We start from the raw sequence: 23870 nt of genomic DNA on the forward strand, positions 1-23870 counted from the left end.
TACTGGATGACCGGCTTGTCGAGGACGGGGAGCATCTCCTTGGGCGTGCACTTCGTCGCGGGGAGGAAGCGGGTGCCCAGGCCCGCGGCGGGGATGATGGCCTTCATGGCGTGGTTCCTTTCGGGAGCGGGATGCGCGGTCGCGGTCGCGGCGCGCAGATACCTATAGCCAGCATCTTAGCGCCGACGCCCCGCGGAGCATCGGGGTTCAAGCAATCTACAGAGTGGTCACCCCGCACGCGGATGATAAAATCCAGCCTGTCTGCTTTTTATCATTCTGAGAACGGATACCCGATGAAACGCATCCTCCTCATCGCGACCGGGGGCACCATCGCCTCGGCCGAGGACGGCCACGGCCTCTCCCCCGCGCTCTCCGGCGAGGAGCTCGCCGCCTGCGTGCCCGAGGTCGAGGGGCTCTGTGAGCTCACCACCCTGCAGCTCATGAACATCGACAGCACCAACATGCGGCCGCAGGACTGGCTCCGCATCGCGAACGCCATCGCCGAGCGCTACGCCGACTTCGACGGCTTCCTCATCCTGCACGGCACCGACACCATGGCATATACGGCGGCCGCGCTCTCCTACCTCGTGCCCGCGAGCCCGAAGCCCATCGTGCTCACCGGCTCGCAGCGCCCTATGACGAGCTCGTTCACCGACGCGAAGCTCAACCTCTACCAGAGCCTGCTCTACGCGGTCGACGACGCATCGCGCGACGTCTCGATCGTGTTCGGCGGCATCGCCATCGCCGGCACGCGCGCCCGCAAGCAGCGCACCATGAGCGCCAACGCGTTCAAGAGCGTGAACTTCCCGCCCCTCGCCTATATCAGGAACGACCGCATCGTGCGCGCCGGCTCCTGGGCGGCCAGCGGGGATGCCGCCGCGACCGATGCCCCCGCGCCGGCTCCCGTCCACTTCGACGCCATCGATGACCGCGTGGCCGTGCTCAAGCTCACGCCCGGCCTCGACCCCGCCATCTTCTCCGCCCTCATGCCCGCCTACCACGCGCTCGTGCTCGAGATCTACGGCCTCGGCGGCATCCCGGATTACGGCGCGGGAGAGCTTTCGTTCAAGCGCGCCATCTTCGATTGGGTCGATTCGGGGCGCGCCGTCGTGCTCACCACGCAGGTGCCCGAAGAGGGCCTCGACCTCGGGGTCTACGAGGTGGGGCGCGCCTACGCCGAGCACCCGGGCATCCTTCGGGGCGGCGACATGACCACCGAGGCCATCGTGGCCAAGATGATGTGGGCGCTCACGCAGGCGGGCGACGCACGCGAGCTCGAGCGGCTCTTCTACCGCCCCGTCAACCACGATCGCAGCGACGATTAGGTTTTCCTGTTCGTTGAGGGCGCCGCGCGCGGGCGCCGTGGAGCGGGCGCGCCGGCTTACCGCAGCAGCGAGATCACGTCGGTACCGAGCGCCTTCGCCAGGCGGTCGAGCTGCTTGATGGACATGTTCGCCTGGCCTGCCTCGATCCTGTTGAGATACGGGCGGCTCACACCGGCCATCAGGCAGAACGCGGTCTTGGAAAGGTGCTGCTCCTCGCGCAGGGAGCGCACGTTGCGACCGGCCGTCTGTTCAATGCTCTCGTTCATGGCACGAGTGTCTGCAAGAACCCGGTCGGATGCGTAAATTATAGTTTACGTTCGATGTAATCCGCATATCGGAGCGCATCTATACAATGCGCGGTAATCCCGGGACGCGCGGGCGAACCCGTGCGCGCGGGACGTATCCGATGCCGCCTCCGCGCACCGGTTCGTGCGGCGACGGGCGACGTGCGGTTGTTTGTTTCGACAAATGAGTAACAGGCGGCGGTGTGCGACGCACAGGTAAGCGACGCTCTACCTGCCGCGGCAGCGCGGGCGCCCGCCATCGCGACGGCGGGCGGGGCGCGCATCACGCGAGCTTCAACGCAGCAAGAAGCCCGGCGGCGCAGCCATACGCCCGCGCTACCCCGGTATCCCCCGATGTACGATCAAACCCCGAGGCGGGAACGTTTCGGACCGACTAGAGCGAGAAGCTGAAACCGGTTCCGGTGTAGGCAGCAAACAGCAGGTAGATGGTGCAAGCGGTGAGCAGCGCGCCGATCACGACGCCGCTCCGCACGCCGCGCCGGTACACGAGCTCGGCCGCGACGCGGGACTCCTTGTTCGCGTTCGCCTGCCGGCGCGCGTTGAAGATCGTCGCGATCGCGAGCAACAGGCTCACCGCGGGCACCCAGAACAGCTGGTAGCGGCTCTCGAAGCGCGTCGGATCGCCCGCGGCGTCGAACGCCATGGCCACCGAGTCCGGCAGCTGCGGCACGACCACGAACGTGATGGCGAGCGGCAGCAGCCCGACCACCACGAGCGCGATGGTGAGGTACCCGTTCACCCGACCGTATTGGAACATGTTATCAACCCATCTCTTCGGTATGCAGCAGCATCGCGGCAGCACGCGATGCTACACGTTGAACCGGAAGTGCACCACGTCGCCGTCGGCCATGACGTAGTCCTTGCCCTCCATGCGGAGCTTGCCGGCGGCCTTGGCCCCCTGCTCGCCGCCGAGCTCGACGTAATCGTCGTAGGAGATCACCTCGGCCTTGATGAAGCCGCGCTCGAAATCGGAGTGGATGACGCCCGCGGCCTGCGGGGCGGTCGCGCCCTGGCGCACCGTCCACGCCTTGACCTCCATCTCGCCCGCCGTGAAGAACGACTGCAGGCCGAGCAGCTTGTAGGCGGCCTGCGCGAGCACGTCGAGGCCGGGGCGCTCGAGCCCGAGCGACTCCAGGTACTCCGCGGCTTCCTCGGCGTCGAGCTCGGAGAGCTCCGCCTCGATCTTCGCGCAGATGGGGATCGGCGTCACGCCGTCAATGGGCTCGAGCTCCTCGCCGAGCATGTCCTCGTCCACGTTGGCCACGTAGAGCATGGGCTTCATGGTGAGTAGGAACAGGCCCTTGGCGGCCGCGCGCTCCTCGGGTGTCATGTCGAGGGTGGCGGCGCGGTTGCCCTCGTTGAGCCAGGCGGCGAGGCGCTTGGCCACCTCGAGCTTGGGCGCGAGCTCCTTGTCGCGCTTGGCGTCCTTCTCGAGCTTGGGCAGCTGCTTGTCGAGCGTCTGGATGTCCGCGAGGATGAGCTCGGTCATGATGGTGTCGGCATCGGCGGCGGGGTCGACGAAAGCGCCCACGCGCCCGACCTCGCGCATGACGTTCGGATCCTTGAAGTAGCGCACGACCTCGCAGATGGCGTCCGTCTCGCGGATGTTCGCGAGGAACTGGTTGCCCAGGCCCTCGCCCTCGTTCGCGCCCTTCACGAGGCCGGCGATGTCCACGAACTCGACCGTGGCCGGCACGATGCGGCCGGGATGCGCGATCTCGGCGAGCTTGCCCAGGCGGTCGTCCGGCACGTCGACGATGCCGACGTTCGGGTCGATCGTGGCGAAGGGGTAGTTGGCGGCGAGGCCGCCCTTCTTGGTGAGGGCGGTGAAGAGCGTCGACTTGCCCACGTTGGGCAGGCCGACGATACCGATGGATAGGGCCACGAGGCACTTCCTCTCTCAGCTCGCCCGGCACGCGGGCACGAACTCGTTCGAACTTATTTATTGTACGCGAGAAACAGCGCGGCTCACAAACGCCAAATGCCACGGCACGAAAAGGAGGTCGTCCGTTTCCGAACGACCTCCTTCCATGAACGAGCTTGCCGCCCTGAACACGCTAACGCGTGGCGCAATTGTTATAAGCAGCAGCCAGCATGTTGGTGTTCTTGATAATGATGTACATGCCGATCCAAGGGCCGAGGCCGCACAGAAGCAGACCGATGATATACCACATGAGCACCGTGGTTCCATTCTCCTGGAACTGCATGCCATAACGCGGCGCATTTGCCGCAAGGCGATTGCCGATCTTATAGACCCACCACAAGTTATAGATGCCACACGTCACGATCGAGAGCGCGATGTAGGCAGCGAGGCCGGGAGTGCTCTCTCCGTCTCCGACGCACATGGTGTTCATATCGCGCGCAATGGCGTACACGAAGTAGAACCCATAGATGCCACAGGTAACGAACGACAGGATGATGTAAACCAAAATGCTACGATCTGTCGGGATGAACCTGCCGCCGGGAGGCGGTGTCTGCGTGTAGATTGCCCCACCCGTGAGCGGCGAGCCAATATCTGGTTGCTGCGGTGCGGCACCTGAAGGCTGCAGGTTCGCCCCGCACATCGGACAGAACGCGCTTCCATCGGGAATCTGCTTACCGCAACGACTGCAAAACATGTAGGCCTCCTTCAGCCGAATGTATCCAAAAGATATTTCTTGCGCAGGCAAGCGTCAAGGCACAGCATCCGAGACAACGTGAATCGAAACATGCGACGTGGCATCACGAGAAGAGCTGCAACCAACCCGGCCGCGAGACATTTACCACATCGTCCACCGTTCCGGCATCGACCAAGAGCGCGGTGTCCGCAGGCATCGCCAAGCGCCATGCCCACAGCACAATGAACGCAACGATTGCGAGGAAGAGCGCTGCGACGATGACGCGGTGGTAGCGCTCGCTGCGCGTGCAGGCAAGGACGATGATCACGGGAACCGTCCAAAAGAGCGGATGATATGCCACGGCGCGGAGCAGATTGCCCTGAAGCGCTTCGAACCATGCGCGCGTGAGCCCGCAGCCGGGGCACGAGACGCCGGTCAGAAACTTGATGGGACAACCTATGCCTGTAGCATAAAGCACCAGCGCGGCTACGATGACGATCGCGGCGATTGCCGCCATCTCTTTGAGACCGCCACCGTTGTGCTCCCCTTGCTTCCGGCTACCCATGACCCTAATCCGCGAGCTTCTCCACGCGGTCGAGCACGGAGTCAAGCTTCTTCTTGGCCTCAGCCTTCATCTTGTCCGCCTCTGCCTTGGCACGCGCCTGCTCGGCCGCGCGCTGCTCGGCCTCCGGATCGGGGACGACGAGGTCCGCGCCGTCGCGCTCCACCATCTTGAGGGCGCCCGGCTGGCAGACCTCCGCGCACAGGCCGCAGCCCGTGCAGTACGTGGGCTCGACCGTGAAGGTTCCCGACCCCACGAGGTCGCAGGCGCGCAGCGGGCAGGCCTCGACGCAATCGCCGCACAGGGTGCAGCGCTCGAAATCGCATTCGGGAACGCTCACCCGCACGTTCGGCGCGAGCTCGGGGTGCGCCTGGAGCGTCGAGAGCAAAAGCTGCCGGCTCTGCGTGAGCACGCGGCGGCGCTTGAGCGAGTTCGCGCCCGTCGAGGCGGAAAGCGAGCGCTCGAGCGCGGAGAGCTTCTTGGTGTGCTCCTTGATGCGCTGCGACACCGTCGTCACCGCGGCCGCCGCGGGGTTGAGCTTCGCCATGGCGAGGCCCGTGGTCTGCTTGATCTTGTCGAAGTACTCCTTGCGCTCGAACGCGCGCGACTTCTCGCAGGTGAGCGCCTTCGCGTCTACCTCGAGGCCCATGCCGCGGCCGGACCATTCCTCGGCCGTGGCGATGGCGTCGCCCAGCATCTCCTCGCCCTGGGCGTTGCGGCACGCCGTGCAGATGTCGAGCGGCAGGTACACGCTCACGTTCGGGAAGTCCATGAGGATGGCGAACCAGGTCTCGGGCGTGACGTCGCCCACGCAGGCGAGCACGACCTCGTTGTCGCGCGGGACGCGGCGGAGCGCGCGCGTGCAGGTCACGTACGCCGTCTCGTAGGCCGTGGCGGCGGCCGCCACCGCATCGTAGATGCGCTTCGGGCGCTTCTGCGGCGAGTAGATGGCCTCCGTGGGGCACACCGGCGCACACAGGCCGCACTTGCGGCAGCTATCGAGGATGTCGATGCCGCCGTCCTCGATCTCGATCGCGTTCACCGGGCACACCTTCACGCACGCGCGGCAGCTGCTCTTCTCCGAGCGGCACGCGAGGCACGGCACGGTGTTCGCCCGCGGACGCTCCTTGTAATCCGCCGGGTTCCATTCCTTCGCCTCGGCCTCGGGGTTGCCCAGGAAGGCGTTCGCGAGGTCGTTGAACGGCTCGGTGATGCCGCTGAGCCCCTTGGTGATGTCGATGAGGTCGTCGAACATGTCGCGCTGTTGCTGCGCCATAGCTACCTCCCAAACGCTGGGGCGACCGGGCCCCGTCCGATGCGCGCGGTGCGGGCGCGGCCGCGCGTGCGTCGCGCCGCCCTCAATGCGAAACCGTCTTATTGTACGGCAGGCGGGTGCGCGAGGCGTTGCGCGCGCAGCCCTGCAAACTTTTTCAATTCCATACACGCATTGTCCGGGCGACGCTGCATAATGGAGGGAGCCTGTCGGAAACGAGCCCTGCGGTCGTCGCCGTGCGCGGCACCTGCGGGCAGACAGAAAGGAACGCGTATGTTTTGTCCGAAATGCGGCGCCAAGAACGAGGACGGCGCTAAGTTCTGCGGTGCTTGCGGCGCGCCCATCCCGCAGCCCGCGAGCGCCCCTGCGCCCGACGCGCAGCCTGCGGGTGCTCCCGCCCCCGGTCAGGTTCCCGGCCCCGTACCCGGCCCGGTTCCCGGTTCCGCGCCGACCCCCTCGCCCATCGCGAGCGGCGCCTCGCAGCTCGGCAGCCTCGCCGGCAACCTCGGCGGCATCCTGCCCCTCGCGCGCATCATCGCCGGCGCCGTGCTCGTAATCGCCTTCTTCCTGCCGTTCTACAGCATCTACGGCATCTTCGACATGAGCCCCATGCAGATGACGTTCGGCGTCGACTTCTACGGCTCGCACATCGACGGCGAGATCCGCAACCTGTACTACCTCATCCCCGGCATCGGCACCCTTATCGCCGCGTTCGTCTATAAGAACAAGCAGGGCGACATCGCCACCCTGGCCGCTGGCGTCCTTGGACTCATCTTCCTCTTCATCACGCTCGAGGATGGCGTGAGCCTTGCCTTCGGCGGATGGCTCTACGTTCTGGCGAGCATCGTCTGCATTGCCATCGGCGCGCTGCAGCTTATCGCAAACCGCAAGTAACGAATACGGCGCAGCCGCTCGCGTCCCAAGGCAGCGCGATACGCGACCCGTCCACAACACCCCATGATCGCCCTACGATCTCCTGAAGGGCCTGCTCCCGGAACTCCACGGGGGCAGGCCCTTCGCCGTAACGCGTCTCCCCGCATACCCTGCAGCGAATCAACTCATGCAGGACGCCTTTGTTCCGCCCTTCTTCTCACACTTCTTTTGACGTTCTCCGCCTTTGTAGAGCTGCAAGCACCTCATTGATGCTTTTGAAGTTCAAGCCCATTTGATATATGATTTGGGCTTGAATATAACAAGCAGAGGAGCGAGCATGACGCAGCGGGAGCAGCTCGAACAGCTCATCGACGAGGGAAACGGCTATCTCTCCTGCAGGGAGGCGGCGTACCGCGGAATCTCACCGCAGGCGGTCTCCCTCTATGCGCACGAGATGGGGCTCGTGCGCGAGGCGCGAGGACTCTATCGCGACCCCGCGTCCTGGGAGGATCCCCTGCATGTGCTCCAGTTCCGCTATCCCAAGCTCATCTTCTCCCATGAGACCGCATTGTTCCTGCTCGGGCTCTCAGAACGAGAGCCGGCAACGGTAACCGCGACCCTCGCCACCGGCACGGGTTCAGCCGCCCTTGCACGCGATGGCGTGAAGGTATACAAGGTCAGGCCTGATCTGCTGGAGCTCGGACTCGGCGTAGCGGAGACTCCCTTCGGCCACCTCGTACGGTGCTACGACCGCGAGCGAACCCTTGTGGACCTCCTGCGCAGCCGAACCACGGTCGATCAGCAGGAGCTGCTCGCCGCCCTCAAAGGCTACGCGCGGTCGCGCCGCCGCGACATCCCGCTCCTCATGCGCTATGCCCGGGCATTTTCGGTCGAGCGCCTGCTCGCCACCTATCTGGAGGTGCTCCTATGATCACCAGCTCGCGTCAACTTATGGACCGCATCAAGAACCTCGTCGGCAGCGATAGCGCGAAGGCTCAGACAGCCATGCGCTTGTACGCCATGGAGCGGTTCCTCGATCGGCTCGCGCGCTCGCCGTGGAGGGGTCGCTTCATCGTAAAGGGCGGGGCGCTCGTCACGGCGCTCGTCGGCGTCTCCATGCGCACGACCATGGACATCGACGCGACGGTGGAGGGCATCACGCTGCAGGAGGATGAGATCATACGGGTCGTCGAAGAAATCTGCATGATCGAGACGGACGACGGGATGGACTTCCATGTGAAGTCGGTCGACCGCATCATGGACGAACACGACTACCCGGGAATCAGGCTGTCGATGGAGGCTCTTCTCGACCGTGCCCGAATCCCCATGAAGCTTGATTTCTCGACCGACGACCCAATCACGCCGGGAGCAATCGAGCTCGGCTACCCACGCCTCCTCGAAGACGGTGAGATTCCCATCATGGCGTACAACCTGGAAACTCTGCTCACAGAGAAGCTCGAGACCATAATCTCTCGCGGTGTCGCCAACACGAGAATGCGCGACTTCTACGACATCTTCGTGCTCCTCGAGGTAAAGGGCGATTCCATAGAACCACATACCTTGAAAGCGGCGATTAGAGCAACCTTTGCCAAACGGGGAACAGACTCGTCGCCTGAGAATGCACGACTCATCCTGAGCGAGCTCGAAGACGACGAACGGATGAGAGAGATGTGGTTCCGTTACCAGTCCAAATCAGATTACGCGCGGGATGTCACATGGGAAGATGCCATGCGCGCGGCCTCACGCCTCATAGATGCGCTTGCAGGCGGACGAGATGATTCCCCAGGGGATTGACCTCGCACCGGAAGCGTTTTACCTGATGGCATCTCTTTTTAGGTGCACCTCACCCATAATACTCTCTGGTAAGGACAACGGAACATCGGAAACGATATAAGACTGATCCGCGCCTAACGCGCTCGAGGGGCTACCGAGCACATCCCGGCAGCCCCTCAGTTCATGTAACAAATTGACGTTCCAGCTTCATCACGCAAGATGACGCTTGATGCAGGCAACGAGCTCCTCGGGCGTGTGCTGGGTCATGATATCGGCCACAGCGGCATCGTCCATAAACACCTTCATGAGCGCTTGGAGCATATCCACCTGGCCGCCCTCACGCACAATGCCGAGGTTGATGATGAGCTCAGCCTGCACCTCATCTCCGATACCGCCCATCGGCTGGAACACCACGGGCTTCACCGGTTTCACCACGGCGATATATGCTTTGTTCACGCAGTTGTCCGCATGCGGAATGGCCACGCCGATTGTCGGCGTCTGCAAGCCCGTGGCATAGGCCCGCTCGCGCGTAATCATCGCATCAAGCCAGTTCTCCTTGGTATAGCCCATGGGCTCAAGTCGAGCGAGCATCTTTTGAAACAGATCTTCCGTATCGTCCGCCTCGATGTCGGTAAACGCGAGCTCGGGCTTCAACAGATCGAGATCTTCTGCGTCAATCATCGCTTCCTCCTCTAGCTACGCCTTGCCGCGCGAACCGCACATCTCAATCACGTCGAAAATCTTCTCTTTAGCACGCGCCTGAGCAAAGGCGATGATGTCCTGAGTATGACGCTCGATACCCATCTCCGCAATCGCATCACGCAGGCCGGCGACATAGGTACAACGCACGTCAGTACCCACGTTCACTTTGCGGATGCCATCGCGCACCGCGCGGCGCACATCGTCCGCGGGGATACCCGAACCGCCGTGAAGCACGAGCGGCACACTCGGCAGGGCTTGGCTCACCTGCTTAAGCAAATCATAATTAAGCTTCGGCGGCTCTTTATAGAAACCGTGCTCGCTACCAATGGCAACCGCCAGGGCATCCGCTCCCGTAGCCTCGATGAGCTTGACCGCCTCGTCAACGTTCGCATCCCAAGAGGCGCCGTCGCCATGCGCGACATGGCCTACTTCAGCTTCAACGAAAACCCCGCAAGCGTGCGCATATTCAACGACGTCCTTCACGATAGCGATGTTCTCATCGAGAGGCTTATCGGAAGCATCAATCATAACCGAATTGTATCCGGCATCCACAGCCTGCTTGCAAAGCACAGGATCGGGGCAATGGTCGCAATGCAAGATAAATGGTGTCTCGCCCTCGCTGGCGAGAATGTGCGCGATGGCCGAAATCTTATCGAACCCCATTGCGCTCGTGGTCATCATCGTGCCCGCAGCAATAATGGGCGTCTGGGCCTCGCGACCCGCTTCGGCGATGGCTATCAGATCGCCGTAGTCAGAATGGTTGATGTGCGGGATAGCATAACCGCCTGAAATCGCCTTTGAGAAAATCTCAACGATCTCATCCCTCTTCGGCATATCCATTGGAAACCTCCGAATCAAATAAGCTGTTATGGAAGCAGACCGCCAAGGTAGCGAGTCCGAAAAAATGGGGCGCGCAGGCTCATTCGCCCCGCCCGCCCCTCAAATCTCCTAGTTAAAGAAGAACGAGAGAAGCATGAGCATCACGGTACCGATGTGCTCGCCCGTGTTGAAGAGCGAGTACACGCCACCGGGCTCGAGCAGGCCGACGTTGACGCCCGCCTGGGTGATGAGCGGAGCCAGCCACGTGGCGGTATAGAACACGACGATGATGCAGATGATGCCGGCAATGAAGGCACGGAACATATTGCGCTTGGTGCCGATCACGGGGGCCATCATCATGTAGCTCAGATTGGTCAGACCGATAACGGGCAGCACGGCGTTGCCGGGAAGCACGACGGCAAGCAGCAGCGAAATCGGGGTCATGATGAGGCCGAGCGAGATCATATCAGGATCGCCGACGAGCAGGGCGAAGTCCATGCCGATGCGGAGCTCGCGACCAGGCATGCGCTTGGTGACGAACTTACGGACAGCCGCGACGATGGAGGACAGGCCCTCAACCAAGATGGAAATCATGCGAGGCAGCAGCACCATGGCGGCGGCGAGGCTCATGCCCGCCGTAAGCGCCTGATCCCACGTGTACTGCGCGAGAAGCGCAAGGACGACACCGATGAGCAGGCCGAGGATGGAGGGCTCGCTCATGAACGACAAACCCTTGGGAAGGTTGCGCAGGTTGAGATTGATGTTGCGCACACCCGGGATGTGATCGATGATCCAGTCGATGCCCTGAACGAACGGCACCAAAACCGGGAACGCCATGGTGCAGAAGGACAGACCGCGATACTGCTCGCCGCAAACCTCGCAAATGATGTCCTGGTTACGATCGGCAAGTATCAGGTTGCAGACCGAATAGGCAGCGCCGATTGCGATACCAATGGCCATGTTGCCGGTGATGACCGTCGCCATCGCTCCGATGAACAGGTAGTGCCAGAAGTTCCACAGGTCAACATTGAGCGTCTTGGTCACTTTAAGCAGAATCAGAATCACGTTGACGACAAGCAGCGTGGCGATCATGCACAGCACGAAGATGCCATCCGAAAACGCCATGGCACTCACGACGGGAACGCCCACGTCCACCGCCTCGAGTCCCAAACCCCAGAGCTCCTGGAGCTTCTGGACGAGCGGCGTCATGGTCTCGGTAATGAGGCCCGTGGTGAGCGAGATGCCCTTAAAGCCGACGCCGACGATGATGCCGGCACGCGCGGCGTCCTTGACCTTCATGCCAAAGCACAGACCCATGATGAACAGGATGACGGGCATCATGACAAAGGCGCCCAGGCCGACGATCGTCTCGACAAAGTTAAGGACGATTTCCATGTACAACCCCCTTTTCAGGCGTAACCCCTTCGGGTATAGCTACGTGCACTCGCTAGGCGGAAACGCTCTTGAGATACTCGACGATCTCATCGAGCAGCTCGTCGGAACCGATTCCCGTCAGCAGCGGCACACCCGAAAACACCTTCGCATCGCTGGGGTTTTCGAACGAGGTGGTCGCAACGGTAGCGAGAATCACATCGGGCTGATAGCCTTCGATAGTGCCCGTTGCCTCCTGCACGCTGCAGGTCCGGATCTGTGCGGGCATTTCACGCTCCTGCATACCCACCTGGAGGGTGCGCGCCACCGTGGTCGAGGTTGAGAGCCCTGCTCCACAGACACCTAAGATTCGAAATTCCTTCATGAGTGCACGTCCTTTCTACAAGTGCGAACTCAACGACCGAAAACTACCTACTCTTTATACGGCCTGACCCTTCAGGGCGCGACGACGCAGCTCTACGCGCGCGTCCTCGGGGAGACCCTGCATGGAACCCGCCTGATATGCGAGGTAGGCGATCTGGGCGCACTCCTCAACGGTTTCGGCACCCTTGTAAGCCATTGCAAGCGTGGGCGCGCAGGTGATCTGACCATGATTCTGCATGGTGCAAGCAAGATGGTCCTCGCCAAGCGTCGCAACGACGGTTTCAGCGAGCTCCTTCGAGCCGGGAAGCTGGAAGGGCGCGCACGGCACGGGCGCAAACGCGCTCGAAGGCGGCACCATCGCGGGGATCTCCTTCTGCATGATGGACATTACCGTTGCATACATGGAATGCGTATGCACCACACCGTTCACATTCGCGCGAGCGCGGAAGATAGCGGTGTGCATGGGGGTTTCAGAAGACGGCTTCAGATCGCCATCGATGACCTCGCCCCACAGCGAGACGACAGGGAGATCCTCGGGCTTCAGCGTGTCATACGGAATGCCGCTCGGCGTGATGACAACCGCCTCCTCACCGGGAACGCGCATGGAAACATTACCGGCGGTGCCGTGAATCAGACCGTGCTCGAGACACTTCACCGCGAACTTCAGAACCTCTTCCCTGGTCTCCTGATACAGCATGAGCTCTCCTTACCTCGTTCTGCTGCCAATCGCAGGCGTTTGGTGGTGGTCCTGTGTTTCAAACGCCTTGCAGTGACGAGTATAGGGCTAATTCTGTGTTTCAGACGCAAATTGTTGGATTTCAAAGAAATATATCTGTGAATGGCATATTTTTAGCGCTAAACGGTCTTACCAGTCTGTGTTTCAAACATTTATAGCTAATATGAAATGCGAGCGGAGTCCGACAGCCCGTCGAACCCCGTCCGTATGCGCTTCACTTACAGCCTCAACCGAATTACCTTCGGTATCACACAGATGGTCATCGCTTCTAATACACGAGCGTTATCTGGTGCTCCTCACAAATCGCTTTCCATGCCTCGCTCGGCTCTTCATCGGTTACCAAATAGTCTATCTTGTCGAGCGATGCCACACGCACAAACGCCGCCCGGCCGAATTTCGTATGATCCGCGAGGAGAATCACCGTTTCCGCCTGGTCAATGAACGTGCGCTTGACCTCTGTCTCCTCCGGCCTGCTGTCAAATACGGCATTCTCGTCGATGCCCATGCAGCTAAAGATAAGCGCATCCACGCGATACCGTCTGATAGCCGATTTCGTTGCTTCACCGCGTAGAGAGAGCGTACCGCGATGAAACTCACCGCCCGGAACCATAACAGACAACTTGCCATCGACAAGCTCTTGCAGGGCAGCTGTCGAATTGGTCAGCAACGTCAAATCGGAACGGTCCTTGATAAGCTTGATAGCTTCTCCTGTGGTGCTGCTCGAGTCTGCCGCGACCGTGTGCGCATGCTCGAGTAAGGGGAGCATATTCCGAGCAATCTTGCGCTTTTCATCGACGCGCTGAGCGGCACGCTTGTAGTACTGGACATCGGTCACCAAGCGGCGCTCCGGATTCGGAATGGCTCCACCGTATGTCCGTTTGAGTACGCCATCCGCTTCGAGGCGCTCCAAATCCCGCCTGATAGTCTCTTCGGTAACACCGAGCCGTTCACTCAAATCAGAGACAACGACCTTGCCTGTCTGAGACAGCTCACCTTGGATGAACTGACGCCGACTTTGGGCGACCATATTGCACCTCATTTACACCTAGCTAGCGGGACGGGCGGAGCTTGCATGGAACCCCTCCCTCTAGCGTCATTATATCCATATCTGCACTTATGCCCGGGCATGACCACCAACGGCTACATTGCCGATCTCCTCCGCCGTCATGCCACGCGTATCGAACCCGAGCCGAGCGATGACCGCCGCCGTGGACAGCGCCACGCAGGACATCATGAGAAACACCGGAACCACACCCGAAGCGCTCAGAAGAGCGGCCACGCAAAATGGCGTAACGATGCCACTCAAACGCCCTATCGAATTCGCAAGGCCGGATCCACGCATCCGAACCTCCGTCGGCCAAATCTCGGGCACATATACACCAGATGAGAAAACCACGTACATCTCTACCACAACCTGGAGCAAAAACCCCAACACGCAGATGGCAAGATGGTTTTGCTGCAGCGCGAACACCGGTCCGAGAACAGCCATGATGAGCAACAACCCGATGCCCATCACCTTTCTTGACAGGTGATCCATAAGCAGCATGCCTAAAAAGGCACCCGCAGGCGCACCTATCGCCATGACGGTATAAAGCGCGAACGAGCTGTTGAGATCGATGCCTTTGAGCAAGAGGATCGTCGGGAGCCACGTCATCAGAGTGTACGCAGTCACGTTCATGGCCACGAGCACGAACGCTCCGAGCACGACACGTCGCAGCAAGTCGCCGTGGAAAAGGCTCTTATACGGAATCTCCTCATGCGCGGACGAGGCACAATCCCCGCACGCACCGGCGTGTGCGTGAACAGGTGGCAGCGGGGCGCCGCTTTCTCGCTCGACCTCATCCTCAATGGAGTTCAATACGCGCGCAGCCTGGGCGAAGCGCCCCCGGCTTTCAAGCCATCGTGGCGATTCGGGATACTGCCGCCAAGCCCATAGCCATACCAATGTAGAGAGCACGGCGGGGATCGCGAACATGAGGCGCCAGTTCGCATCTGCGGTTACGAGTGGCGTAACAAGCGTTGCCAGAAGTGACGAAATGGGATTGCTACAGTTGCCCAGAAACGAATTTCTCCCCATCCAGGTCCCACGCGTCGCCGCGGGAACATATTCAGAAAACCCAGCGAAGATCGTCACAAGCAGCGCGCCCAATCCAAATCCCATTACCGCACGAATCACCGTAAGCAATTCGATATTCGGCGCAACAGCAGCGAGATACATGCAGAGGGTGTGGAGGCCGACAAAGAGTAAATAGCCCTTTCGTCGACCTATAGCATCACCGATGACGCCACCCAGAAGCGACCCGAAAAACATTCCCGCCATATACACTGAGGTGAACAAGGCGCTGCTGGTCGCATCAACCCAGCCGATAGCTGTTAGCTGGGCGAGCACGAGACCGCTCACATAGTTGCTCCATGCGAACAGGACGGCAAGGCCGGACATGAGAAAGATCTTCCAACGCCAGAACGTCTCCGGCAAGCGATCAATCCGGGCATCGCTGTTCGGCTCCTCCGTCTCGGGCATCCGTTTTTGTTCGTATGCCTCATCCATGTCGCCGAGCCTTGCTGTCGTCATCACGTCGCTCCCCTTTTCTTCGCACCCAAAAATGCACGTATCGGGGGGCGTGACACGCGGTACGCCCCCCTAAACCAGCCGTCTTACGCGTCGAGCAGCTCGGCCTGCTCGCGCATCCAATCGGCATCGTCTTTCGTAAGCCCGATTTGAACCGCACGAATGTTTTCCTCGACCTGCTCAGGCGTTGTCGACCCGCTCAGAATGGAGATGAAGTCACCCTGCGCGAGCACCCAAGCGAGCGCAAGCGTGGGGATGCCGCACGAGTACTTCTCGCACAGAGGCTTCCAGCTATCGAGCATGTCGATAACGCGCTCGAGGTTCCCGGGCTGCCACCACTTCTTGTTCGCGCGCGCACCAGTGGGCACATAGCCCTTCTCGATGGTTCCGGTGAGGAGACCCTGCTCAAGCGGAGAATACGCCTGGATAACGATGTTGTTCTCGCGACAAAGATCGAAAAGCTCGTCCTCGACGGCACGATCAAGCAGGCTATACTTAGCTTGAATGATATCGAGCTCTCCGCAGCGTAAATACTCTTTGATGTGATCGGTCGTGACGTTCGCAGCGCCGATTGCGCGAATCTTCCCCTGGCGCTTTAGATCAAGCAAGACCTCCATAGTCTCCTCGATAGGCGTGAAGCACGGCTCGACCGACTGCCAGTGGGTCATGTAGATGTCGATGTAGTCAGTTCCCAAGCGCTCGAGGCTCGCCTCAATCTCCTCCCGAACCGATTCAGGGGTGAGATTCTTATATAGCTGACGGTCACCCACCTTGTTAAACAGGCTTCCTGTGCGCTCCCACACGATACCGCACTTGGTCTCAAGAATAACGTCCTTGCGATTCATGCCCTTGAGCGCTTTGCCAACAATAACTTCGCTGTTGCCGAAGTTATAGCCGGGAGCGGTATCGATGAGGTTGATGCCCACCTCGCCCGCTTTGTGAATCGTATCGATGCACACCTGAGTATCGAGATCACCGTTCCAAGCCGGACCTCCGCCGATAGCCCATGTGCCTAGGCCGATTTTCGATATTTCGATGCCCGTATCGCCGAGTTTCACCATATTCATGGATGCATCAGTCCTTCCGCGTAGATGCCACCGTCGGACCACCGTCTTCACTATAGATGATTTGATTTTTGATTCAATACATATTTCTGTGTTTCACAGATTATTTTGTTTGTTTTAATCTGACAGGAGACGTGAGCTAGCGCGTTTCTACCGCATCGATAGCAAAAAGGCGACCACCCAAACGGGTGGTCGCCCTTGCATTCCGTATCTGTTCGGTCACGCCCCTGCAACGTGGTGCAGGCCGAAGCCCAGCAAGCTTCCTTAGCTAGTACAGCTTCGCGCCGGCGGGGATGCTGTCGTCCACGATGAGCACGTTCAGGCGCTCCTCGGCATCGTCGCCCTCGCCCTCGGCATGCACGGCGCTGATGATCATGCCGCAGGAATCGATGCCCATCATCTTGCGCGGCGGCAGGTTCGTGATGGCGATGAGCGTCTTGCCCACGAGCTCCTCCGGCTCGTAGTAATCGTGGATGCCGGAGAGGATCACGCGGTCGGTGCCCGTGCCGTCGTCGAGCGTGAACGCGAGCAGCTTCTTGCTCTTCTTCACGGCCTCGCACGCCTTGACCTTCACCGCGCGGAAATCGGAGCGGCTGAACGTGTCGAAGTCGACGAAGTCCTCGAAGAGCGGCTCGACCTTCACCTTGCCGTAGTCGATCGTGGGCTTCTTCGGCTCGACGAACGGGCTCGCGCCGGAAGCGGCCGCGGCCTCGGCGGCCTTCGCGGCGGCCGCGCCGTTCGCGCTCCCCTTCTCGGGGCGCATGTGCGGGAAGAGCAGCACGTCGCGGATGCTCGCGGAATCGGTGAGCAGCATGACCACGCGGTCGATGCCGATGCCGATGCCACCCGCCGGCGGCATGCCGTACTCGAGCGCGCGCACGTAGTCCTCGTCGTACTCCATGGCCTCGTCGTCGCCGCCGGCCTTCTCCTCCATCTGGCGGGCGAAGCGCTCGGCCTGGTCGACGGGGTCGTTGAGCTCGGAGAAGGCGTTGGCGTACTCATGCCCGGCGATGACGAGCTCGAAGCGGTGCGTGAGGCGCGGGTCGTCCTCGAAGCGCTTGGCGAGCGGCGAGACCTCCACGGGGTAGTCGCACACGAAGGTGGGGTTCACGATGGAATCCTCGCCGCGCTCGTCGTAGATCTCGGCGATGAGCTTGCCGGCGCCCCACTCGGGCTTGACCTCGATGCCGCACTCGGCGGCCGCCGCGCGCAGCTCCTCGATGGGCGTGTCGAGCGTGAGCTCCCGGCCCATGACCTCGGAGACGATCTCGGTCATGGGACGGCTCGGCCACGTGCCCGACAGGTCGATGGTCTGGCCCTGGTACTCGATGACCTCGGGGTTGCCGATGGCCTTGTTCGCGGCCTTGATGACGCCCTCGGCGAGCTCCTTCATGCCGTCGAGGTCGCTGTAGGCGCGGTAGGCCTCCATGGTGGTGAACTCGGGGTTGTGCGTCTGGTCCATGCCCTCGTTGCGGAAGATGCGGCCGATCTCGAACACGCGCTCGTAGCCGCCCACGAGCAGGCGCTTCAGGTGCAGCTCGGTGGCGATGCGCAGGTAGCACTCCTGGTTGAGGGCATTGAAGTGCGTGATGAAGGGCTTCGCGGTGGCGCCGCCCTGGATGGTCTGCAGGATGGGCGTCTCCACCTCCATGTAGGCGTTGTCCTCCATGTAGCGGCGGAATGCCGAGATGATGGCCGAGCGCTTGCGGAAGGTCTCGCGCACGTCGTCGTTCATGATGAGGTCCACGTAGCGCTGGCGGTAGCGGGTCTCCTTGTCGGAGAGGCCGTGGAACTTCTCGGGCAGCGGGCGCACGGCCTTGGAGAGCAGGGTGAGGCGCTTCGGCGCGATGGAGAGCTGGCCGCGCTTCGTGCGCACCACCACACCGGTCACCCCCACGATGTCGCCGAGGTCGAGCTCGCCGAGGAGCTCCCAGTCCTCCGGGCGCATGTCGTTCACGCGGCAGAAGAGCTGGATCTCGCCGGACGGGTCGCGCACGACCACGAACGCGATCTTGCCCTGGCCGCGCTTGGCCATGACGCGGCCGCCGATGCTCACCACGTCCTCGGTGTCCTCACCGGCGGCGAGGCCGGCGTAGGCCGCCTCGATATCGGCCACATGGTCCGTGACCTCGGAATGCTCGGGATACGGGTCGGCACCCGCCTCGAGCATCGCGGCGCGCTTGGCCAAGCGGTGCGCGCGCTCGTCGTTCAGCGTCGAGGCCGCCTCCGGCGCGTCGGCCGGGCGTCCCTGCTCCTGCTGCTCTGCCATCATCTCTCCTTGCTCATAGGGCGCTGCAATTTCGGTATCGTGGTGATAAAAAGGTGTCTGACACCAATTTATCAGTCTGAGGGGTTCGTCAAAAAAGGCTCCCCAGGGCCGAGACCCCGGGGAGCCTGTGTGCACGAGGCGCGCTCGACCCGGGGCCTAGCGCGAGATCTTCGTGATGGTGTACGTGCGCGTCTTGCCCGAGGGGAGCTGGACCTCGACGGTCTCGCCCTCGGCGTGGTTGATGATCGCGCGGCCGATGGGCGACTCGTTCGAGATGCGGTGGCGCAGCGAGTCGGTCTCCGTGCTACCCACGATGGTGACCTCGCTCACCTCGCCGTTTTCGTCCACGAGCTCCACCACGCAGCCGAGCGAGACGGTGAAGGTGTGGCCGGTGTCCTCGGCCTCCTTCGCGTTAGCCAGGATGGCGCGGATCTCGGCGATGCGCGCGGCGTTCTTCGCCTGCTCCTCGCGGGCGTCGTCGTACTCGGAGTTCTCCGAGAGGTCGCCGAAGTCGCGCGCCGTCTTGATGCGCTCGACGATCTCCTTCGTGAGGTCGCCCTCGCGCCACGCGAGCTCGTCGACGAGCTTCTGACGGCCTTCGGAGGTAAGTACAAACTCAGGTGTTTCCATTGAGCGGGCTCCTTGCATCTATCCAGGTGCTATGCGCTACACATGATAACGGCCGACGACCCCCGCGGGGTAGCCGGCCGCAAACGTTCTATAGGAAGAACAAAGCTACTCCGAAATGGGGCTATCGGATTCGCCCTCCTCTTTCTTCTTCTTGGCCTCGGCGAGCTTCTCCTCGAGCTCGCGGATCTCGCGATCCTCATCGCTTTCGGACGCGGGCGCCTCGGTCTCCTCGTCCTTGCCGGACATGCCCTCGCGCAGGTTCTTCACCGTCGAGCCGAGCGACTTGCCAAGCTGCGGGAGCGCCTTGGGTCCGAAGATGAGCAGGGCGATGATCAGAATGACGATCCACTCAAAGCCTTTAGGCATACTATTCCTCCGTACGATTGGTACACAAGCTCGAACGAGTATACCGCGCCCAAGCCCCGCGAACAACTTCGGTACATTTTACACATGCCCCGCACGCATACTGGGCACCGCTTGCGACCTCGGGTTTTCGACGCATCGGGCACGCGGGGGACGCGCCCGCGCGTAAACGGTTCGTAACTAATATGTAAGGTCGCGGCAGCCTAGATGAGGCTCACGACGAGCGGGATCGTGGCGATGGACCCCACCACCGAGAGGAAGGTGGCCTGCACCATGGGCTTCAGGTCCACGTCGTACTGCAGGCAGTAGAGCGTGCCGTTCGTGGCCACGGGCATGCCGATGCCGAGCGCCACCACCGCCGTGATGGCGGGGTTCACGCCGAGCGCCTGCAGCGCCACAAGGACGACCACGGGAATCGCGAGCAGGCGGAAGAACGTCGCCACGTAGGCGCGCCAGTTGCCGAACATCGCCCTGAGGTCGAAGCGCGCGAGCGACGACCCCACGATGAGCAGGGCGGCCGGCGTGGTGAGCTGCCCCACGATGTCGAAGGCGCCGCCCAGGATGCCCAGGTCGTTCACGCCGGCGAGCACGAGGGCGAGCGTGGCGATGCTCGCGATGAGCGTGGGCGTCCTCAGACTCGCCGCGCACGAGGCGAGCATGCGCCGCCATCCGCCGTGCGAGCGGAACATCGAGACGCCGAGCGAGAACATGACGAGGTTCGCAGGGATGTTCGCGATGGCGAGCAGAAGCACCGACTGCTGCCCCAGCACGGCCTCGGCCACGGGGAAGCCCATGAAGCCGCAGTTGCCGAACGTGATGAGGTAGCGGTACGCCGGGGCCACGTCCTCCGGCACGCGCATGGCGGCCGAGACGCCGTAGCCCATCGCGAGCGCGAAGACATAGGCGCCGGCGGAGCAGGCGAGCACGACGGCGACGGTGCCGGCGCCCGGCAGCACCTCGACCGAGCTGATGGACGACACGATGAGGCAGGGCAGCGCGACCTCGAGCACGAGGCGCGAGAGGCCGTGGTCCACCCCGTCGTTCATGATGCCCGCCTTGTGGATGGCGTACCCGAGCGCGATCGGCAGCGAGAGCATGACCATCTGCGAGGCGATATACAGGACGTCCATCGGACGCGCTTCCCTTCGGTTGGTGAGATCGGTGGAACGGGACCAGGTGACGAGGGGGCGCCGACCGCCGGATAGCGGCAGCGCCCCCTCCCCCGGGAAACGCCCCGGGCACGAGCCGGTGCGACCCGGCTACATCACGAGCATGAGCACCGTGAGCACGGCCGCCGTCACGACCGTGAGCGCGATGAAGAACTTGAGCGTGAGCTTGAGGAAGGTGGTGTAGCTCGTGTGGGCGAGCTCCAGGCCGGACACGATGACGCCGTTCGTGGGCGTGATCATGGCCACGACGCCGTGCGCCGCCACGTAGATCATGATCATGATGTCGGGCGAGAAGCCGAGGCTGTCGGCGAGCGGGCCCATGATGGGCATGGAGACGGTCGCCATGCCGGAGCTCGACGGGATGAGGAACGACAGCACGAAGTACAGCGCGTAGCTCGCCGGCGCGAAGATCACCGCGGAGACGCCGCTCAGGGCGGTCGCGGCCGCCTCGAGCACGAAGACGTCGAGGCCGGTCTCGGCCATGAGCACGGAGATGGCGCGCGCCACGGCGATGACGAGCGCGGTGGAGATCATGGTGGAGCAACCGTCGACGAAGGTGTTCACGAGCTCCTTCTCGTCGAGGCCGCCCACGAGGCCGATGATGATCGAGATCACGAAGAACCAGATGCCGCACTCGGTGAAGTACCACTCGCCGAGCGGCAGGCCGGTGAGGAAGGCGCTCCACGCGGTGCTCGGGTTATCGGGCGTGGCACCCAGGGCGAAGAAGTCGATGCCGAAGCTCTCCCAGGGGATGAACGAGATGATCATGACGATGAACGACAGCGCGAAGAGCACGAGCACGAGCTTCTGCTTGCCGGTGAGCACCGCGTCCTTGAGGTTCGATGCGCTCTCTTCCTCCTCGAGCACCTTCGTCTCGTCGGCGTAGGCGGCGTCCATGCTGGCGAGCTCTTCGGGCGTCATGGCGGAGTTGGCGCGGTCGGCCTTGACCCGCTTGGCGTAGCGCATCACGAAGAAGATGCCCATGCCCTCGGAGATCACGAAGAGCAGGAAGCCCACGGCGATGAGCGTGCCCTGGTTCACCGCGATGCCCATGTCGGTGAGCGCCGAGGACGCGATGGCGATGGAGAACGGGTTGACCGTCGAGCCCAGGGTGCCCAGGCCGGCGCCCAGCAGCACGATGAGCGCGCCCACCATGGAGTCGAAGCCCATGGCGAAGGTCACGGAGGCGAGCAGGATGTAGAAGGGGATCGTCTCCTCCATCATGCCGTAGGTGGAGCCGCAGATGCCGAACGCGAGCATGAGCACGGGGATGAGCAGCGTGTCGCGGTTGCCGAGCTTGCGCACGAGCGTGGCGATGCCGGCGTCGAGGGCACCGGTCTTGTTGACGATGGCCAGGAAGCCGCCGAGCACGATGACGAACAGGCACACGTCGATGGCGTTCTTGAAGCCGGCGAACGGCGCCTGCAGCACCTGCGCGAGCGTGGCGCCGGTGACGTCGGGCGTGAACGCCGACACGATCCAGGTGCAGATGGCCACGAAGACCAGGCACCCGAACAGGATGGTGAACGAGGTGGGCATACCCCGCTTCTTCTTTTTCTTCACTGCTTCTGCCATATATTCCTCCTTGCTATCGGGGTCTCCCCCCTACCGAGGCCAGGGCTTGGGCGCCCCGGCCTTGATGCGCGATGATGAAGCGCAGCGCGCACGCTCCCCGCATGGGGCGGGCGGGGTACCCGCGCGCAGACGGTCTCCTGCGCCTGCGCCCCGGCTGCCCCGCCCGCTTCCGCCACGGGAGCCTGCCTCACTCCGCGTGACGGTCCAGATAGGTGAGCGCGCAGCCCGCGAGGAGCGCAGCGCCCTTCCAGAACACCGACTCGTCGAAGTCGACGTTGGGATGGTGCATGCCGCAGCCCTCGTGGCCGGGCAGCGTGCCCGTGCCCAGGATGAAGTAGGTGGTGGGCACCTCCTGCGAGAGGATCGCGAGGTCGTCGGTGCCCGAGAACGGCGCCTCGAGCTCCCGGACGGGCTCGCCGAAGATCTCGGCCGCATAGCCCGTGAGCTCCTCGGTGAGCGCGGGGTCGTTGTAGGTGTTGGGCACGCCGCGCAGGAAGCTCACCTCGGCGGTGCCGCCGAACGCCTGGGCGATGCCCGCGACCATGCGCTGCGCGTGCTCCTTGAAGCCCGCGCGCACCTGGGCGTCCTGCGTGCGCAGGGTACCGAGCATCGAGGCGCTGTCGGGGATCACGTTCGCGGCGCGGCCGCTCTCGATCCTGCCGAAGGTGGCCACGCAGGTCTGCGTGGGATCGACCTCGCGCGCGATGATGTTCTGGAAGCCCTGGTACACGTGGCAGGCGATGTTGATGGGGTCGATGCCCTGCTGCGGCGTGGAGCCGTGGGCGCCGCACCCGGTGATGCGCACGTCGATGTCGTCGATGGACGAGAAGATGGTGCCGGGACGCGTGAAGATGCCGCCCGCCTCGAAGTCGAGCGCCTGCACATGGAGGGCGGCGAGGGCGTCCACATGCGGGTTCTCGAGCACGCCCGCCTCGAGCACGGCGTCGCCGCCGCAGTACTCCACGGGCGCGCAGCCCTCCTCGTCGGGCTGGAAGAGCAGCTTCACGCAGCCCTTGAGCTCCGCCTCGTGGTCCTTCAGGATCTGCGCCGCGCCGAGCAGCATGGCGGTGTGGGTGTCGTGGCCGCAGGCGTGCATGTTGCCGTTCGTCGAGGCGAAGGGCAGGCCGGTCGCCTCGTCCACGGGCAGGGCGTCCATGTCGGCGCGCAGCATGAAGACCGGGCCGGCGGCGGGGTCGCCCACCTGGGTGAGCAGCGCTCCCTCGCAGGGCTCGGAGACCTCGTAGCCCATCTCCTCCAGACGGCCGCGCACGTACGCACACGTCTCCTGTAGATCGAAGCCGAGCTCGGGATGCTGGTGCAGCCAGCGGCGATCCGTCACGATCTGCTCTTGCAGCGCCTTCGCTTCCTCGGTTACCGTAGCCATATCGGTGCTCCTTACCATGGAACCGCCCGCTTGCCGGGACGGGTTTTGCCATGAGAGATACTACGCCAGGACGCGGCGCCGTGGGGGCGCGGATGTCCGGGCGGGGCGCATCGGTCGGCGATTTCAC

Annotated in this window: 25 protein-coding genes; 4 read left to right on the plus strand and 21 right to left on the minus strand. The window is 62.7% G+C overall.

What is annotated here, in order from left to right:
- On the minus strand, positions 1 to 107 hold a 107-nt coding region (locus B5G02_RS09995), incomplete at its 3' end, for a sugar phosphate nucleotidyltransferase (RefSeq protein ID WP_275080499.1).
- Between the two features lie 186 nt (positions 108 to 293).
- On the opposite strand from B5G02_RS09995, the gene B5G02_RS00005 reads away from it, so the two are divergent.
- A complete protein-coding gene (locus B5G02_RS00005; protein WP_019239093.1) occupies positions 294 to 1325 on the plus strand; it encodes an asparaginase in 1032 nt (343 codons plus the stop codon).
- A gap of 56 nt (positions 1326 to 1381) precedes the next feature.
- Here the strand turns inward: B5G02_RS00005 and B5G02_RS00010 are convergent, their stop codons facing one another.
- The 6 genes from B5G02_RS00010 to B5G02_RS00035 all read right to left on the minus strand — a co-directional run bounded on the left by B5G02_RS00010 (position 1382) and on the right by B5G02_RS00035 (position 6065).
- Positions 1382 to 1591, minus strand: coding sequence for a helix-turn-helix domain-containing protein (locus B5G02_RS00010; RefSeq protein ID WP_094334678.1), 210 nt, complete (start codon positions 1589 to 1591; stop codon positions 1382 to 1384).
- A gap of 412 nt (positions 1592 to 2003) precedes the next feature.
- Positions 2004 to 2387 (minus strand): DUF1648 domain-containing protein, encoded by a 384-nt coding sequence (locus B5G02_RS00015; protein WP_094334679.1) that lies wholly within the window; start codon positions 2385 to 2387, stop codon positions 2004 to 2006.
- 51 nt (positions 2388 to 2438) lie between these two features.
- Positions 2439 to 3515, minus strand: coding sequence for a redox-regulated ATPase YchF (gene ychF, locus B5G02_RS00020; RefSeq protein ID WP_094334680.1), 1077 nt, complete (start codon positions 3513 to 3515; stop codon positions 2439 to 2441).
- Between the two features lie 172 nt (positions 3516 to 3687).
- The gene (locus tag B5G02_RS00025) at positions 3688 to 4248 is read right to left on the minus strand and encodes a DUF4234 domain-containing protein (protein WP_094334681.1); all 561 of its coding nucleotides are present in this window, start codon (positions 4246 to 4248) and stop codon (positions 3688 to 3690) included.
- Positions 4249 to 4351: 103 nt separating this feature from the next.
- Entirely contained in the window at positions 4352 to 4792 is a 441-nt protein-coding gene (locus tag B5G02_RS00030; RefSeq protein WP_094334682.1) for a DUF2752 domain-containing protein, read from the minus strand.
- 4 nt (positions 4793 to 4796) lie between these two features.
- A complete protein-coding gene (locus tag B5G02_RS00035; RefSeq protein WP_019239097.1) occupies positions 4797 to 6065 on the minus strand; it encodes a 4Fe-4S binding protein in 1269 nt (422 codons plus the stop codon).
- 270 nt (positions 6066 to 6335) lie between these two features.
- On the opposite strand from B5G02_RS00035, the gene B5G02_RS00040 reads away from it, so the two are divergent.
- The 3 genes from B5G02_RS00040 to B5G02_RS00050 all read left to right on the plus strand — a co-directional run bounded on the left by B5G02_RS00040 (position 6336) and on the right by B5G02_RS00050 (position 8729).
- Positions 6336 to 6956 carry a zinc ribbon domain-containing protein gene (locus B5G02_RS00040; protein ID WP_019239098.1) on the plus strand — a complete coding sequence of 207 codons (621 nt, stop codon included), beginning with the start codon at positions 6336 to 6338 and terminating at the stop codon, positions 6954 to 6956.
- A gap of 316 nt (positions 6957 to 7272) precedes the next feature.
- On the plus strand, positions 7273 to 7866 hold the full coding sequence (locus tag B5G02_RS00045) for a type IV toxin-antitoxin system AbiEi family antitoxin domain-containing protein (protein ID WP_094334684.1): 594 nt from the start codon (positions 7273 to 7275) through the stop codon (positions 7864 to 7866).
- Positions 7863 to 8729, plus strand: coding sequence for a nucleotidyl transferase AbiEii/AbiGii toxin family protein (locus B5G02_RS00050; RefSeq protein ID WP_094334685.1), 867 nt, complete (start codon positions 7863 to 7865; stop codon positions 8727 to 8729). Before B5G02_RS00045 ends, B5G02_RS00050 begins: the two co-directional genes overlap by 4 nt.
- Before the next feature lie 189 nt (positions 8730 to 8918).
- Here B5G02_RS00050 and B5G02_RS00055 read toward each other — a convergent pair whose 3' ends face one another.
- From B5G02_RS00055 to B5G02_RS00120, 14 genes are all read right to left on the minus strand, one after another.
- Positions 8919 to 9389 (minus strand): PTS sugar transporter subunit IIA, encoded by a 471-nt coding sequence (locus B5G02_RS00055; protein ID WP_019239101.1) that lies wholly within the window; start codon positions 9387 to 9389, stop codon positions 8919 to 8921.
- Between the two features lie 15 nt (positions 9390 to 9404).
- Complete coding sequence (locus tag B5G02_RS00060; protein WP_019239102.1) at positions 9405 to 10250, minus strand: class II fructose-bisphosphate aldolase; 846 nt, start codon at positions 10248 to 10250, stop codon at positions 9405 to 9407.
- A gap of 108 nt (positions 10251 to 10358) precedes the next feature.
- Entirely contained in the window at positions 10359 to 11624 is a 1266-nt protein-coding gene (locus B5G02_RS00065; protein ID WP_094334686.1) for a PTS transporter subunit IIC, read from the minus strand.
- Positions 11625 to 11676: 52 nt separating this feature from the next.
- On the minus strand, positions 11677 to 11985 hold the full coding sequence (locus B5G02_RS00070) for a PTS sugar transporter subunit IIB (RefSeq protein ID WP_019239104.1): 309 nt from the start codon (positions 11983 to 11985) through the stop codon (positions 11677 to 11679).
- Between the two features lie 54 nt (positions 11986 to 12039).
- Complete coding sequence (locus tag B5G02_RS00075; RefSeq protein ID WP_019239105.1) at positions 12040 to 12681, minus strand: class II aldolase/adducin family protein; 642 nt, start codon at positions 12679 to 12681, stop codon at positions 12040 to 12042.
- 307 nt (positions 12682 to 12988) lie between these two features.
- Positions 12989 to 13747 (minus strand): DeoR/GlpR family DNA-binding transcription regulator, encoded by a 759-nt coding sequence (locus B5G02_RS00080; RefSeq protein ID WP_094334687.1) that lies wholly within the window; start codon positions 13745 to 13747, stop codon positions 12989 to 12991.
- Between the two features lie 87 nt (positions 13748 to 13834).
- Positions 13835 to 15292 carry an MFS transporter gene (locus B5G02_RS00085; RefSeq protein ID WP_019239107.1) on the minus strand — a complete coding sequence of 486 codons (1458 nt, stop codon included), beginning with the start codon at positions 15290 to 15292 and terminating at the stop codon, positions 13835 to 13837.
- Positions 15293 to 15375: 83 nt separating this feature from the next.
- Positions 15376 to 16356, minus strand: a complete 981-nt coding sequence (gene ydjG / locus B5G02_RS00090) for an NADH-dependent methylglyoxal reductase (RefSeq protein WP_019239108.1) — start codon at positions 16354 to 16356, stop codon at positions 15376 to 15378.
- 265 nt (positions 16357 to 16621) lie between these two features.
- A complete protein-coding gene (gene lysS, locus B5G02_RS00095) occupies positions 16622 to 18622 on the minus strand; it encodes a lysine--tRNA ligase (protein WP_019239109.1) in 2001 nt (666 codons plus the stop codon).
- A 156-nt stretch (positions 18623 to 18778) separates the two neighbouring features.
- On the minus strand, positions 18779 to 19252 hold the full coding sequence (gene greA, locus B5G02_RS00100; protein WP_094334688.1) for a transcription elongation factor GreA: 474 nt from the start codon (positions 19250 to 19252) through the stop codon (positions 18779 to 18781).
- A 105-nt stretch (positions 19253 to 19357) separates the two neighbouring features.
- Positions 19358 to 19618, minus strand: a complete 261-nt coding sequence (gene tatA, locus B5G02_RS00105) for a twin-arginine translocase TatA/TatE family subunit (RefSeq protein ID WP_094334689.1) — start codon at positions 19616 to 19618, stop codon at positions 19358 to 19360.
- A 200-nt stretch (positions 19619 to 19818) separates the two neighbouring features.
- Entirely contained in the window at positions 19819 to 20745 is a 927-nt protein-coding gene (locus B5G02_RS00110) for an AEC family transporter (RefSeq protein WP_094334690.1), read from the minus strand.
- Between the two features lie 129 nt (positions 20746 to 20874).
- A complete protein-coding gene (locus B5G02_RS00115; protein WP_094334691.1) occupies positions 20875 to 22359 on the minus strand; it encodes a YfcC family protein in 1485 nt (494 codons plus the stop codon).
- Positions 22360 to 22546: 187 nt separating this feature from the next.
- Positions 22547 to 23743: a M20 metallopeptidase family protein gene (locus B5G02_RS00120; protein WP_019239114.1), complete on the minus strand. Its 1197-nt coding sequence runs from the start codon at positions 23741 to 23743 to the stop codon at positions 22547 to 22549.
- Positions 23744 to 23870: the final 127 nt, after the last annotated feature.

Source organism: [Collinsella] massiliensis (genome assembly GCF_002161605.1).
Classification (GTDB): Bacteria; Actinomycetota; Coriobacteriia; order Coriobacteriales; family Coriobacteriaceae; genus Enorma.